Source organism: Streptomyces sp. CNP082 (genome assembly GCF_059570535.1).
In genome coordinates this window covers 69519-84104 of record NZ_JCANSZ010000015.1, presented here as the reverse complement: position 1 = coordinate 84104, position 14586 = coordinate 69519, and the positions used below count along the sequence as shown (strand labels likewise).

Annotated in this window: 8 protein-coding genes and 2 pseudogenes; 6 read left to right on the top strand and 4 right to left on the bottom strand. The window is 72.6% G+C overall.

The features are described 5' to 3' along the window. Positions 1-20: 20 nt before the first annotated feature. The 3 genes and pseudogenes from B124_RS15180 to B124_RS15170 form a co-directional block, all read right to left on the bottom strand. Positions 21-1831, bottom strand: a pseudogene (locus tag B124_RS15180) (IucA/IucC family protein). Between the two features lie 21 nt (positions 1832-1852). Further along, positions 1853-2614, bottom strand: a complete 762-nt coding sequence (locus B124_RS15175; protein ID WP_496503350.1) for a GNAT family N-acetyltransferase — start codon at positions 2612-2614, stop codon at positions 1853-1855. Positions 2615-2734: 120 nt separating this feature from the next. Continuing rightward, positions 2735-4693 (bottom strand): IucA/IucC family protein, encoded by a 1959-nt coding sequence (locus tag B124_RS15170; protein ID WP_496503349.1) that lies wholly within the window; start codon positions 4691-4693, stop codon positions 2735-2737. Positions 4694-5056: 363 nt separating this feature from the next. Between B124_RS15170 and B124_RS15165 the strand changes: the two genes are divergently transcribed. The 4 genes from B124_RS15165 (at position 5057) to recX (ending at position 9392) form a co-directional block, all read left to right on the top strand. Then, complete coding sequence (locus B124_RS15165; RefSeq protein WP_496503348.1) at positions 5057-6235, top strand: trypsin-like serine peptidase; 1179 nt, start codon at positions 5057-5059, stop codon at positions 6233-6235. Between the two features lie 110 nt (positions 6236-6345). Further along, positions 6346-7347 (top strand): TAXI family TRAP transporter solute-binding subunit, encoded by a 1002-nt coding sequence (locus B124_RS15160; RefSeq protein WP_496503347.1) that lies wholly within the window; start codon positions 6346-6348, stop codon positions 7345-7347. A 176-nt stretch (positions 7348-7523) separates the two neighbouring features. Beyond that, entirely contained in the window at positions 7524-8663 is a 1140-nt protein-coding gene (gene recA / locus B124_RS15155) for a recombinase RecA (protein WP_496503346.1), read from the top strand. 3 nt (positions 8664-8666) lie between these two features. Beyond that, complete coding sequence (gene recX / locus B124_RS15150; protein ID WP_496503345.1) at positions 8667-9392, top strand: recombination regulator RecX; 726 nt, start codon at positions 8667-8669, stop codon at positions 9390-9392. 164 nt (positions 9393-9556) lie between these two features. Here the strand turns inward: recX and lexA are convergent. Next, positions 9557-10234: pseudogene (gene lexA, locus B124_RS15145) on the bottom strand (transcriptional repressor LexA); the annotation flags it as partial. A 661-nt stretch (positions 10235-10895) separates the two neighbouring features. On the opposite strand from lexA, the gene nrdR reads away from it, so the two are divergent. Together nrdR and B124_RS15135 are read left to right on the top strand one after the other, a co-directional pair. After that, on the top strand, positions 10896-11489 hold the full coding sequence (nrdR, locus tag B124_RS15140; protein ID WP_496503344.1) for a transcriptional regulator NrdR: 594 nt from the start codon (positions 10896-10898) through the stop codon (positions 11487-11489). A gap of 148 nt (positions 11490-11637) precedes the next feature. Further along, the gene (locus B124_RS15135) at positions 11638-14520 is read left to right on the top strand and encodes a vitamin B12-dependent ribonucleotide reductase (RefSeq protein WP_496503343.1); all 2883 of its coding nucleotides are present in this window, start codon (positions 11638-11640) and stop codon (positions 14518-14520) included. Positions 14521-14586: the final 66 nt, after the last annotated feature.

The following is a 14586-nucleotide window of genomic DNA, read 5'->3' as shown; positions in this document are numbered from 1 at the left end:
GGCACTGACAGTGACGGCCGTCACGTCGAGTGAAGGGGGTTGGATACGGTGCCGTCGACGGCGGCGTGCGGGCGCTGGGCCCGGTCGCGGTAGCCGTCGAGGTAGAGCCGGTTGCGGTTCAGGCAGAGCCGGTCGATGCGCGGCGTCAGCAGGTCGAAGAGCGCGAAGCGCTCCTTCAGCTCCGGGAACCGCCCCCGGTAGCGCAGGATCTCGGCCCGTACGAGACCGAAGAACTCCGCCTCAGGTACGCCCAGTTCGTCCGCGCACAGCGGCGCCAGATAGCGCAAGACGCCGATGAACAGACCGGAATGGATGAACTGCGGCAGGAACTCCGGCGGCTCGGTGAGCAGCGTGCGGCTCACCTCGCCCGGCATCCCGGCGTGCTCGGGCAGCGGCTTGGAGCTGACGTTGACGTCGTCGACGAAGTCCTTCACCGCCAGCCGCACCGGCACGTCCGCGCCGTCGAAGACCACGACGGCGTTCTCGCCGTGCGGCGAGAAGACGGTGCCGTAGCGGTACAGGAAGTGCAGCAGGGGCGGCAGCAGGGCGGCGAAGAGCCGCGCCAGCCACACCCGCGGCGCGAGCCCCGAGCGGCGTACCAGCTCCGCCGTCAGCGAACGCCCGTCCGCGTCCGTCCACAGCAGCGCCGCCAGTGTCCTGGCCCGCTCCCCGGGGTCCAGCAGCGGGCCGATGGGCTCCCGCCAGATGCAGCCCAGCAGCTCGCGGTACTGGTACGGGACGCTCGGCAGGAAGTCGTAGAGCGGATGGCGCACCGCCACGCTCGCCGTCTCGCCGAGGAGCACGACGCGCGTCTCCTCGGCGAGGAACGGGTCGCCGTCGCGCAGGCCGTGCACCCAGTGGGTGACGGCGGGGGCCGCGAGGGTGCGCTCGGTGGGCAGGCCGCGCCAGACCAGGGTGTTGAGCACGGACAGCGGCAGCTTGACCGAACGCGCCTGCGGGCGGCTGAGGTTGAGGAACGTACGCACCGACTGCTGCGGCAGCCACATGTCGGGCGGCCCTTCGTCCGCCGGCAGCGGGATCACGAGCCCGGCGGCGACCTGCGGCGCGTAGAGCGTGGCGATCGTCTCGTCCCACTGCCACGGGTGCACGGGCAGCCACAGGTACGCCCCCGGGTCCCGGCCGGCCGCGGCGACCGCGTCGGCGAACACCGCGCGCGTGGCGGGGCGCAGCTCCTGCGCGTACAGCTCCTCGGGGCGGGCGAGGGCGGGCACGCCGCGGTACTGGGCGAGCGAGCGGTGCACCGCCAGCCACGGCAGCCGCCGCGGGACGCGGGCCTCCGGGGCGTACGCGGCGGCGTCGGTAGCGGAGAAGCCGATGCGCCCCTTGTTGGCCACCAGCCACGGGTGGCCGGTCTGGTGGCCCTCCAGCTCGGCGTAGCCGAGGTCGGCGAGGCCGGCGGCGGACGGGGCGCCGCGGGCCAGGCGGACGTCGGCGGCGAGGGTGGCGGTCAGCTCGCGGATCAGGTGGCCGGTGGTGTCGCCGGCCAGCCGCAGGAGCCCGTCGTGCGCCTGCGCGAGGAAGCGCAGCGGGTCGCCGTCGGGGTCAGGGAGGCGGGGTCGACCCGCCAGTGGCCGTACGGGCCGCGGCGGGCGGTGAAGCGGTAGGTCACGTCGTCGGCGACGGGGAGGCGGTAGGGGTACGCGCCGTCGGCCGCGGGGCCGGGACGGGGCCCGGGCCCGGATGCGGTTTCCGGGTCGGGCTCCGGGACGACTATGCCCTCGTAGGCGAACTCGCCCAGCATCTTGGCCAGCAGCCGGCGGGCGGCCAGGTCCCAGTCGGTGCTGTGGGTGGTGTGTGCGGCGTCGGACAAGGGCGTTGGCTCCTCTCGGTCCTACGGCAGGTCGGGCCGGGGCGGCTGGGGCTGGGGCGGGTTCTGGTGGTTCGGCGGGTTCTGCGGGCGTGCCGGCTCGGCGCCGCTGTCGCGCAGCGCGCGCTCCCGTACCATCAGCGCCGCCCGCTTGTCGGGAAGGGCCAGCTCCTCATGGAAGTGGAAACCGGCGTTCAGAAAGGCGGCGACCGACGGCACGTTGTGCACGTCCGGCTCCGCGAGTACGCGCGTGCACGACGCGTCGTTGTCGAACACGAGGTCGCTGACCGCGCGGATCAGCAGGGAACCCAGCCCCCGGCCGCGGTCGGCGCAGCCGCCGAGGAGCAGATGGACACCCGTGTCGTACGGGCGCGCACGGTAGTGCCGGGCGAGGGGGTCGCGGTCGGCGCGGTAGACCTCCCAGTAACTCATGCGCATGCCGTCCAGCACGCCGAAGCAGGGCACGCTGTGCCCCGCGTCGAACTGCGCGCGCACATGCCGCGCGGTGACCTCGACGGGGCCCGCGAGCTTCCAGAAGGCGGCCACGGAAGGGTCGTTCATCCAGCGGTGCAGCAGTGTCAGGTCGCGCTCGGGCTCGGCCGGGTCGACGGGTTCCAGGCGGAACGGGCCCGCCGGGGTGCGGGCGGCGGTCCAGCGGGGGATGTCGTACGGGACGGGGGAGCGGGCGGCGTTCTGAAGGAGCCGGGCGAGGCCGACGCCGAAGTCGATGGTGTCGTCGGGGAGCGGCTCCGGGGTTCTGGTGGGGGGCGGTGAATCGGGTGACACGGTGCCTCTTCTCGTCGTACGGAAGGGAGTCGAGGGTGCGGTCAGAGGGTGCAGGGAGACAGGGAGACAGGGAGACAGGGAGACAGGGAGACAGGGAGACAGGGAGCAGGGGACAGGAGGTCAGGAGGTCAGCGGGTTGGGGACGGTGACGTACACGGACTGCGTGTCCACCGGGCCGACCAGCTCGTCCAGGCCGTGCACCCGGGTCAGCAGGTTGGCCTTGCAGCGCAGCGTCCCGCCGCTCAGGAGCCGTTCGGCCAGCGCGCAGCGGCCCTCGCCGGGACCGCCCGCGGCGGACTGCTCCAGGAAGCGGCGGAACGCGGCGAGCAGCACGCGCTCGTCGACCAGCCCCGCGGCGCCGAAGGCGCCGACGAGGCCGAGGACGTTGTTGACGCCCACGTAGTACGTGAAGCGCTCGTCGGTCACGTCGTCCGGGACGAACGTGTCGCTGGCGGCGCCCAGGCCCGGCAGCCGGCGCTCCAGCTCGGCGCGGCGGGACTCGCGGAAGTAGTACCCCTGGTTGTCCCGGTACCGGCCGCCGGCCGGCCACCCGTCGGAGTCGAGGAGCAGCACGGTGTTCTGCTGATGCGCCTCAAGGGCCACGCCCGCCTGGGAGTCCAGCCACATCACGGGCCGTACGACCACCGCCAGGTAGCGCAGGAACCACTCCGCGGCCACCGCCGCGGCCCGCTGCCCCGTGCGGCCGGCCAACTGCTCGACGACCTCCTGGAGACGCGAGCGCATCGCGCCCCTCGGCGACCGCGGCACCGGGGACGTCAGAGCCGCGACGCACACCGCGTCGTCGTGCGCCGCGAACGGCTGGTGCCGTACGACCGCGTCCAGGCCCGCGACGGGTTCGCCGGCCGGCGTGTCGACGGCCAGCCACGCCGGATCCCGTACGACGTCGAAGCCCGGCGCGCCCGGCAAGCCGCCGGGGAAGGACGCCTGCCACTCCTTGCCGAGGCCGGAGCGCAGCAGGCGGTGCACCTCGGTGCCGCGGTGCAGCTCCTTGCGGAGGTTCTCGCGGCGGGAGTTGGTGATGCGCACGCCGAGGGAGAGCTTCAGCATCGCGGGCGCGCCGGGGCGGTACAGCGTCCGTACGGATGCGGTCGGGTGCCAGGGGGCGCCGTGCGGGCCCAGGTCGCGCAGCAGACCGGCGTCGAACAGTGCCGCGGCGCCGGGGCGTTCGCGGATCTCGCGGGCCTGCCAGGGGTGTACGGGCAGCGGTGTGCAGCCGGGCGGCACCTGCAGCCCGGGGCCCGCCAGCCGGGCGGCCAGCTCGCGCGCGGGCACGCCCTTGCCGCGCTCGGTCCACGCCGAGTCGCCGGCCAGGACGCTGTCGTGGACGGCCAGCCAGTGCAGCGGGAAACTGCCGCGCAGCTCCGGGGAGTAGCGCCGGGACTCGGCGTCCGACAGCCCCTCGCGGCTCTTGGGCGTCGGGTGCAGGGGATGGCCCAGGAGCAGGGACTGCTCGCCGGTCAGGAACAGGTCCGCGGTCGCCGGCGGGGTGCCGGCGCGGCGGGCGGCGAGGAACACCGCGGTGTGGCGTACGGAGTCGGCGACGCGGCCGACGAGGTCGGTGGCGCCGTCGGACGGCTCGGGCGCGGGCCGCACCCGGGTGCCGCCGGTGCCGGCGCCGGCCGCCTGTGCGGCGGCGTACGCGGCCTCCCGGCTCAGCAGCGAGGCCAGCGTCACCGCGGCCACCGGCGGCGCGTCCTCGGGGGCGCCGTGCAGCACGGGCCGCCCGAAGCGGTGCCAGCCGGTCGCCGACCAGTACCGCACGGGGACGCGCAGGCACGCGCCACTGGCGGGCAGCAGCAGCCGCAGCGTGCCGGTCTCCGGCTCGGCCACGCCGTGTTCCCGCACCCAGCAGCGCAGCAGGTTCTCGGCGGCGGCCGCGTCGGCGGCGACCTTCGCGTCCGGGTGCTCCAGCGGGTCGGGCTCCGGCTGCCCGCTGTCCTCGGCGCCCCGCCGGTGCTGGCGGGGCACGGCGGGCTCGATGAGCCGGGCCAGCCGCCGGCGCACCGGGGGCCGGCCGCTGCCGGCGGGGAGTTCGTCGCCGGCGGGCTTCGCGTTCACAGACGTGCACCTCGGGGTGGGTCGCGTACGGGACGAGCGCCCCCGGGCCGTACGGAAGGGGCCGGGAGCGGAGGACGACGGACCGGATGCCGGGGGCGCGCCGGGCACGTGACGCGTACGGCATACGCGCGCGTGCATGACCGCTTCGCGAACCGCGGGCACAGCCCCACCCCCTCGCACCGGATACGGGTCCGCATCCCCGTACTGCCAACGACGCAGCCGCCCCGGGAACACGGCCGCAGTCAAGATCCTTGGCGGCGGTGGAACCGCGGGGCCCGGTGCGGCCGTCCACAACGGCACCGGCATAGTGGGGGTTCGTGTCCCGCCGGGGACATCTGCACGGAGAAACGGGGGAGTCGATCCATGCCCGCCAACGGGAAACGTCGTATACCGGGAAAGGCGCTTGCCGCGGCGGCGTTCGCCGTCACGCTGGCGCTGACCGCCGGAGCCTGCGAGGACGGCTCCGGCGACAGCGGCGCCGACGACAAGCAGCAGCAGGAGTCGCAGGCACCCGAGAAGGAGCTGGCGCTCCCCGAGGGGATCCCGGATGCCCTCAAGGACCTCGATCTCGACAAGTGGAAGAACGGGGGCTGGGAGGACTGGGCCAAGGAGGGCTGGCTGCGCGACGCGCGCGAGTTCATCAACCCGATCATCGAGGGCCTGTGGGACCCGGAGCGGATGTGGGACGCCGAGCAGCCGCCCAGCCGGGTCGACGAGAACGACGTCTCGGAGGACCAGGGCGTCACCGACCCGGAGCCGCCGCCCGTCGAGGCGGAGGAAGCCGCCACGCCGTACACGGAGTCGCACCCGGCCGCGGGAAAGATCTTCTTCGACACTCCCGAGGGCCCGATGGTCTGCTCCGGAACCGTGGTCGCCGACCCGGCTAACCCGGGCAAGTCCAACCTGGTGGCCACGGCCGGGCACTGCGTGCACAAGGGCTCCGACGGCGGCTGGTGGCGCAACGTCATCTTCGTGCCCTCCTTCAACCCCGAGGGCAAGACCATCGCCGAGCTGGAGGCGGAGCAGGCGACCGAGGCCGACGTCGCGCCCAAGGGCACCTTCTGGGCCGAGGAGGCCCGTACCACCGACGAGTGGATCTCCCAGGGCAAGACGGAGGGCGGCGTGGGCGCCCCGTACGACTTCGCCGTGCTGAAGGTGCAGCCGCAGGACGGCGGCGGGCAGTCCCTGGAGGAGACGGTCGGCGCCGCGGTGCCCCTCTGGTTCGACGCCCCGGCCGTGAACGACGTCGGTGACCTGACCGCCACCGGCTACCCGGCTGCCGCCCCGTACGACGGCGGGCGCCTGTACTCCTGCACCGGTGCGCCGGGCCGGCTCTCGATCGAGGCGTCGCAGCCCACGATGTACCGCATCGGCTGCACCATGACCGCCGGCGCCTCCGGCGGCGGCTGGACGGCGTCGAACGACGGCGAGGAGCAGTTGGTGTCCGTCACCTCCATCGGCCCGCTGCAGGCCACCTGGCTGGCGGGGCCGCGTCTGGGCAAGGAGGCCGAGGGGGTCTTCGACGAGCTCAGCGGCAACTGACCGCCCGTACCGTACGCCGTACGCCTTGCCCGCACCCGACCGCGCGCCGGGCTCCCGCCGGGAGCCCGGCGCGCTGGCCGTGTCAGGCCCCGGTTTGGCAGGATCGCCGCGTGGCCCCCTTCGTCCCGCGCCGCTTCGGCGGGCGCCGAGCACTGCAGGCCGCCGTGGCGACGGCGGCCGTGTTCGGGCTGCTCCTGTGGTGGCTGCTGTCGCTGGGCGGCGACGGACGCCCGGAGGGGAAGGTGACCTTCGCCACGGGAGTGCGGTCCGGCGTCTACGCGGAGTACGGCCGGCTGCTGCGCGAAGGACTCGCCCGGGACGAGCCGGGCCTCGACGTCCGGCTGCGCACCAGCCAGGGCTCCATCGACAACCTGAGGAAGGTCACCGCCGGCCGGGCCGACTTCGCCGTCGCCACCGCCGACTCCGTGGCCACCTACCGCCGTGACCGGCTGCCCGGCTGGCAGGGGCTGCGCGCGGTGGCCCGGCTCTACGACGACTACGTCCAGCTCGTCGTGCTGCGTGACTCACCCGTGCGGCGCGCCGCCGACCTGCGCGACCTCAGGGTCGGCGTCGGCGAGGACGGCTCCGGCGTCCAACTGATCACCCGCCGGCTGCTCGCGGCGGCCGGTCTCGACTTCGAGGGGGACGTGACGGCGGTGCGCGAGGGCCTCGACTCGATGCCGAAGCTGCTGCGCGACCGGAAGATCGACGCCTTCTTCTGGTCCGGCGGCCTGCCCACGGAGGCCGTCGAACGCCTGGCGCAGCAGACCGAGATCGCACTCGTACCGCTCGGCGACCTCCTCGGCCCCCTGCACGCCCAGGGCGAGCTGTCCCGCTACTACCGCGCCGCGGTGATGCCGCCCGACGCCTACCCCACGGTCCAGCGCGACACCGCCGTGCCGACGCTGGCCGTGGCCAACCTGCTGGTCACCACCGTCCGGGAGGATCCGCGGCTGACGGAGAGCGTGACCAGCACGGTGATACGGGACCGGGACCGGATCGGCCGCGTGGTCCACGCGGCGCAGCGCGTCGACCTGCGCACGGCGGTCTTCACCGACCCGCTGGAGCTGCACGAGGGCGCGGCGCGCTACTACCGGCAGCAGAAGCCGTAGGAAACACCCGGGGCAGACGGGACGGGGGTGTCGGTTGACAGGGAAATCGAACATCGGTTCCCATGGGGACTCGGTCGGGTTTTCCACAGGCCGGCCCGACGCGGGGCGTGTTGTCAGTGGCAGGCGCTAGCGTCGGTGACGTGAAGCGATCGACTCAGACATCCCGGGTGGAACCCATGGCAGCGACTGACCGCGAGAAGGCGCTCGACGCCGCACTCGCCCAGATTGAACGGCAATTCGGCAAGGGCGCCGTGATGCGTCTCGGCGAGCGGCCGAATGAGCCCGTGGAAGTCATCCCCACCGGGTCGACCGCGCTCGACGTGGCACTCGGCGTGGGCGGCCTGCCGCGCGGCCGCGTGGTGGAGGTGTACGGCCCGGAGTCCTCCGGCAAGACGACCCTGACGCTGCACGCGGTGGCCAACGCGCAGCGGGCCGGCGGCACGGTCGCGTTCGTCGACGCGGAGCACGCCCTCGACCCGGAGTACGCGAAGAAGCTCGGCGTCGACATCGACTCCCTCATCCTCTCCCAGCCCGACAACGGTGAACAGGCGCTGGAGATCGCGGACATGCTCGTCCGCTCCGGCGCGCTCGACCTGATCGTCATCGACTCGGTCGCGGCCCTCGTCCCGCGCGCGGAGATCGAGGGCGAGATGGGCGACTCGCACGTCGGCCTGCAGGCCCGGCTGATGAGCCAGGCCCTGCGGAAGATCACCAGCGCGCTCAACCAGTCGAAGACCACCGCGATCTTCATCAACCAACTGCGCGAGAAGATCGGCGTGATGTTCGGCTCGCCCGAGACCACCACCGGCGGCAAGGCGCTGAAGTTCTACGCCTCGGTGCGCCTGGACATCCGGCGCATCGAGACGCTCAAGGACGGCACGGAGCCCGTCGGCAACCGCACGCGCGTCAAGGTCGTGAAGAACAAGGTCGCGCCGCCCTTCAAGCAGGCCGAGTTCGACATCCTCTACGGGCAGGGCATCAGCCGCGAGGGCGGCCTGATCGACATGGGCGTGGAGCATGGCTTCATCCGCAAGTCCGGTGCCTGGTACACGTACGAGGGCGACCAGCTCGGCCAGGGCAAGGAGAACGCGCGGACGTTCCTGAAGGACAACCCCGACCTGGCCGACGAGATCGAGAGGCGGGTCAAGGGGAAGCTGGGCATCGGCCCGAAGCCGGAGAACGCGGAGGGCGAGCCGGGCGCGGACGCGGCGGGCAGCCCCGCGCCGGCCGCGGACGGTGCCGCGCCGGCGGGGAAGAAGACGGTGCCGGCGCCGGCCAAGACCGCGAAGGCGGCCAAGGCCGCGGCCAAGAGCTGACCCGTGGTCCGGCGCACCGACTGGCCGCTCCCGCCCCCGGACGACGGTCCCCCGCCGTTCGGTGCCGGGCCGGAGCCCGGCCCTCCGCAGAGCAGTGCGGGCGCTGAGGGCCCGGAGCCGGAGGGCCACGGCCAGGAGCGGTACCCGGAGCCCGCCGGGCGGGGCGGTTCCTCTCGGCGGGGGCGGTCACGGGGGCGGCGCGAGCCGTCCGGGGGCCGGGTGCGGGAAACCTCGCTCAGCCCGGAGGAACGGGCGCGGGCGATCTGTCTGCGGCTGCTCACCGGGGCGCCGCGCACGCGAAAGCAGCTCGCGGACGCGCTGGCCAAGCGGGAGGTCGACGCCGAGGCGGCGGAGGCCGTGCTCGACCGTCTCGAAGCGGCCGGGCTGATCGACGACGCGGCGTTCGCCGGCGCCTGGGTGGAGTCCCGGCACCACGGCCGGGGCCTCGCCCGCCGCGCGCTCGCCCGTGAGCTGCGCACCCGGGGCGTGGCGTCCACGGTGGTCGACGAGGCGGTCAGCCGGCTCGACGCGGACACCGAGGAGGAGACGGCCCGCGAGCTGGTCGCCCGCAAGCTCCGCGCCACCCGCGGTCTGGACCGCGAGAAGCGCATCCGCCGTCTGGCGGGGATGCTGGCCCGCCGGGGCTACGGGGAGGGGCTGGCGGTTCGCGTCGTCCGGGAGGCGCTGGAGGCCGAGGGCGAGGACACGGACGGCCTGCTGGAGGACTGATGCCTGCTGAAGAAGTGAGCGCCCTGCTTCAGGACTGAGCGGCGTGACGCGAGGGCGGGCCTCTCGCGGGCCCGGCCGCCGCCGCGGCCGGTTCGCGTCACTCCGTGCCGCACAAGGCGGCGGCCCGGGGCCAGGTCCCGGGCCGGGGCTTGCCGTGCCGGGTCTCAGACCCGGCGGAGGACCGCGACGACCTTGCCGAGGATCGTGGCCTCGTCGCCGGGGATGGGCTGGTACGCCGCGTTGTGCGGGAGCAGCCACACGTGGCCGTCCTCGCGCTTGAACCGCTTGACCGTGGCCTCGCCGTCCAGCATCGCGGCGACGATGTCGCCGTTCTCGGCGACCGGCTGGCGGCGGACCGCGACCCAGTCGCCGTCGCAGATCGCCGCGTCGATCATCGAGTCGCCGACGACCTTCAGCACGAACAGCTCGCCGTCGCCGACGAGTTGCCGAGGGAGCGGGAACACGTCCTCGACCGACTCCTCGGCGAGGATCGGGCCGCCGGCGGCGATCCGGCCGACCAGCGGCACGTACGACGCGGCGGGCTTGCCCGTGGTGTCGGTGGCGGCCTGGGTGGCGGGCGTCTCCGCGCCGCGCACCTCGTACGCCCGCGGCCGGTGCGGGTCCCGGCGCAGGAAGCCCTTGCGCTCCAGTGCCATCAACTGGTGCGCGACGGACGAGGTGGACGAGAGGCCGACGGCCTGGCCGATCTCACGCATCGACGGGGGGTAGCCGCGCCGCTGCACCGAGTCGCGGATGACCTCGATGACCCGGCGCTGCCGCTCGGTCAGGCCCGAACTGTCGGCCCTGATGCCCGGCGGGCGCCCCGGCATGGAGCGCTTGGGTGGCTGCGCCTCGCCCTCACGGCCGTCCCCGGGAGGCGGCGTGAGCTGCGGCTCTGCTGCCTGCGGGGGCCGTTCGTGGGCGGCGATGGCTGTGGTGTCTGCGGTAGTGGTCACGTCGGCGGGCCCCTCTCGAGACGGTTCTCTCTCTCGTAGGACCAACGGTAGTTGCTTTCGAAAGGTTGCGCCAAACACACGTTCGAGTGAAAAAATTCGGTTTCACTTCCGTGAACCATCAACTAGGTGTAAAGCGCTGGCCTGATGGGGTGCGCGCCCGCCCCGTACGGCCCTGCCCGGGGGTGCCGCCCAGCTTGTCACCCTCTCCCTGCCCGTGTCGCCGTCACTGCGCTCACGTAGGCTGCCGAGAGCCCGCCCGGCGCCCTGTCCGCCTCGCCGCTGACCTCGTTGCTGATCTCGTTGCGGGTCTCGTTGCGGGTCTGGCCGCGGCTCTCGTCGCGTGGCAAGGCGCGGGCAACACGCTCTCCGCTCTCAATGGCAGCCAAACCCCAGATCTAGTGGTTAGATGGGTATCAGCAGCCCACAAGTTGTGGTCCCCCTTCCTCTCACCGGAAGGGCATCCCATATGCTTGGGGCCTGCTCCGGCGGGCCGCGGGGGGTCGCCGGACCGACGTGCCGTGTGCGAGAAGGGGAGGGTGGGAGACCGATGCACTGCCCCTTCTGCAGGCACCCCGACAGCCGGGTCGTCGACAGCCGCACCACCGACGACGGCGCAGCGATCCGCCGCCGCCGGCAGTGCCCCGACTGCTCGCGCCGCTTCACCACGGTGGAGACCGCGTCCCTGATGGTCATCAAGCGCAGCGGGGTCACCGAGCCCTTCAGCCGCGCCAAGGTGATCACGGGCGTCCGCAAGGCGTGCCAGGGCCGCCCCGTCACCGAAGACGCGCTGGCCCAGCTCGGCCAGCGGGTCGAGGAGGCGATCCGGGCCACCGGCAGCGCGGAGGTCTCCAGCCACGACGTCGGGCTCGCCATACTGGGCCCGCTGCAGGAGCTCGACCTCGTCGCCTTCCTGCGCTTCGCCTCCGTCTACCGCGCCTTCGACTCCCTCGAGGACTTCGAGGACGCCATCACGCAGTTGCGAACCGCGGACAGGCCCCCCGCCGACAGCGGCGGCCCGGACGGACAGGACGACCAGGCCCCACCTCCCGCGCCGGGCGACCCCGGCGTGGCGGGCCCCGGCCGCAGTCCCGGCCGCGGCGAGGCCCCGGGAGTCCCGTCACCCGGCAGAGCGGCCGGCTGACGCCCACCGCGGGCCACCCGTCATCCATACCCGGCCGGCGTGCGGCGCAGCGCGCCGCCCGCCTGCGGAACAAGCAGATCAAGAACAGGAATCGTGCCTGGGAAGATGCGGGCACATCAGGGCGTTCACGCCCGTATAGGGAGGCGGCATGACAGAGACGACGAGCGGCCCGGCGCGCAGTTCCCGCAAGGGCGGCGCCAAGGGGAACAAGGGCCTGCGCATCGAGCGGATCCACACCACCCCCGGTACGCACCCGTACGACGAGGTGGAGTGGGCACGCCGTGACGTCGTCATGACCAACTGGCGCGACGGTTCGGTCAACTTCGAGCAGCGCGGCGTGGAGTTTCCCGAGTTCTGGGAGGCCAACGCCGTCAACATCGTCACGAGCAAGTACTTCCGCGGTGCGGTGGGCACCCCTAAGCGGGAGACCAGCCTCAAGCAGGTCATCGACCGGATCGTGAAGACGTACCGCAAGGCCGGTGAGGACCACAAGTACTTCGCCGCGCCCGCGGACGCCGAGATCTTCGAGCACGAGCTGACGTACGCCCTGCTGCACCAGATCTTCAGCTTCAACTCGCCGGTGTGGTTCAACGTCGGCACCCCGCAGCCCCAGCAGGTCAGCGCCTGCTTCATCCTCTCCGTCGACGACTCCATGGAGTCGATCCTCGACTGGTACAAGGAAGAGGGGATGATCTTCAAGGGCGGCTCCGGCGCCGGCCTCAACCTCTCCCGGATCCGCTCCAGCAAGGAGCTGCTCTCCTCCGGCGGCAACGCCTCGGGGCCCGTCTCCTTCATGCGCGGCGCCGACGCCTCCGCCGGCACCATCAAGTCCGGCGGCGCCACCCGGCGCGCGGCGAAGATGGTCGTGCTCGACGTCGACCACCCCGACATCGAGGCGTTCATCGAGACCAAGGTCAAGGAGGAGGAGAAGATCCGCGCCCTGCGTGACGCGGGCTTCGACATGGACCTCGGGGGCGACGACATCACCTCCGTGCAGTACCAGAACGCCAACAACTCCGTGCGTGTCACTGACGACTTCATGAAGGCCGTCGAGAACGACGCGCAGTTCGGCCTGCGTGCCCGTATGACCGGCGAGGTCATCGAGGAGGTCGGCGCGAAGAAGCTGTTCCGGCAGATGGCCGAGGCCGCCTGGGCCTGCGCCGACCCCGGCATCCAGTACGACGACACCATCAACCACTGGCACACCGCGCCGGAGTCGGGCCGCATCTCCGCCTCCAACCCGTGCAGCGAGTACATGCACCTGGACAACACCTCGTGCAACCTCGCCTCGCTGAACCTGATGAAGTTCCTCAAGCAGGACGCCGACGGCCGGCAGAGCTTCGAGGTCGAGCGCTTCGCCAGGGTCGTCGAACTCGTCATCACGGCGATGGACATCTCCATCTGCTTCGCCGACTTCCCCACCCAGAAGATCGCCGAGAACACCCGCGCCTTCCGCCAGCTCGGCATCGGCTACGCCAACCTCGGCGCCCTGCTCATGGCCACGGGCCACGCCTACGACTCCGACGGCGGCCGTGCCCTCGCCGGCGCCATCACCTCCCTGATGACCGGCACCGCCTACCGGCGCTCCGCGCAACTGGCCGCCGCCGTCGGCGCGTACGACGGCTACGCCCGCAACGCCACCGCGCACAAGCGCGTCATGCGGCAGCACGCCGACGCCAACGGCGCGGCCAAGCGCATGGACGACCTGGACACCCCCGTCTGGGCCGCGGCCACCGAAGCCTGGCAGGACGTGGTCCGCCTCGGCGACAAGCACGGCTACCGCAACGCGCAGGCGTCGGTGCTGGCCCCGACGGGGACCATCGGCCTGGCGATGTCGTGCGACACCACGGGCATCGAGCCGGACCTCGCGCTGGTGAAGTTCAAGAAGCTGGTCGGCGGCGGCTCGATGCAGATCGTCAACCAGACGGTGCCGATGGCGCTGAAGCGGCTGGGGTACCAGGAGGAGCAGATCGAGGCGATCGTGGCGCACATCGCCGAGCACGGCAGCGTCGTGAACGCCCCGAGCCTCAAGCCGGAGCACTACGAGGTCTTCGACTGCGCCATGGGTGAGCGTTCCATCTCGCCGATGGGGCACGTGCGGATGATGGCGGCGGCGCAGCCGTTCCTGAGCGGTGCCATCTCCAAGACGGTCAACATGCCCGCGACGAGCACCGTCGCGGACGTCGAGGAGATCTACCTCCAGGGCTGGAAGCTGGGCGTCAAGGCCCTCGCGGTGTACGTGGAGGGCTCGAAGGTCGGCCAGCCGCTGTCGGCGAAGAAGAAGGAGGCCGACAAGGCCGCCGAGAAGGCGGAGGAGACGATCCGCGAGGCCGTGGAGAAGACCGTCGAGTACCGCCCGGTGCGCCGCCGCCTCCCCAAGGGCCGCCCGGGTATCACCACGTCCTTCACGGTCGGCGGTGCCGAGGGGTACATGACCGCCAACTCCTACCCGGACGACGGACTGGGCGAGGTGTTCCTGAAGATGTCGAAGCAGGGCTCGACACTCGCGGGCATGATGGACGCCTTCTCGATCGCGGTCTCGGTGGGCCTGCAGTACGGGGTGCCGCTGGAGACGTACGTCTCGAAGTTCACGAACATGCGCTTCGAGCCGGCGGGCATGACGGACGACCCGGACGTGCGGATGGCGCAGTCGATCGTGGACTACATCTTCCGCCGCCTGGCACTGGACTTCCTGCCGTTCGAGACCCGCTCGGCGCTGGGCATCCACTCGGCGGAAGAGCGCGAGCGGCACCTGGAGACGGGTTCGTACGAGCCGACGGACGAGGAACTGGACGTCGAGGGCCTGGCCCAGTCAGCCCCCCGCGAGCCGGCGCCCCTCCCGGTCCCGCCGGTGACGCTGGAGCAGGCCAAGCCGGCCCCGAAGGAGGCGCACACGTCGGCGGAGCTGGTGGAGATGCAGCTCGGCATCCAGGCCGACGCGCCGCTGTGCTTCTCCTGCGGCACGAAGATGCAGCGGGCGGGAAGCTGCTACATCTGCGAGGGCTGCGGCTCGACCAGCGGCTGCAGTTGAGACGGGCGGGGCCCCTGCCGCGTCGGTGTGCGGGGAGTTCCGTTCGTGTAGCTGACTGCTGATGTC

What these genes read in the sequence shown, in the direction of transcription:
- B124_RS15165 (WP_496503348.1), top strand. Translation starts at nt 5,057, where the DNA reads ATGCCCGCCAACGGGAAACGTCGTATACCGGGAAAGGCGCTTGCCGCG.
- recA (WP_496503346.1), top strand. Translation starts at nt 7,524, where the DNA reads ATGGCAGCGACTGACCGCGAGAAGGCGCTCGACGCCGCACTCGCCCAG.
- nrdR (WP_496503344.1), top strand. Translation starts at nt 10,896, where the DNA reads ATGCACTGCCCCTTCTGCAGGCACCCCGACAGCCGGGTCGTCGACAGC.
- B124_RS15135 (WP_496503343.1), top strand. Translation starts at nt 11,638, where the DNA reads ATGACAGAGACGACGAGCGGCCCGGCGCGCAGTTCCCGCAAGGGCGGC.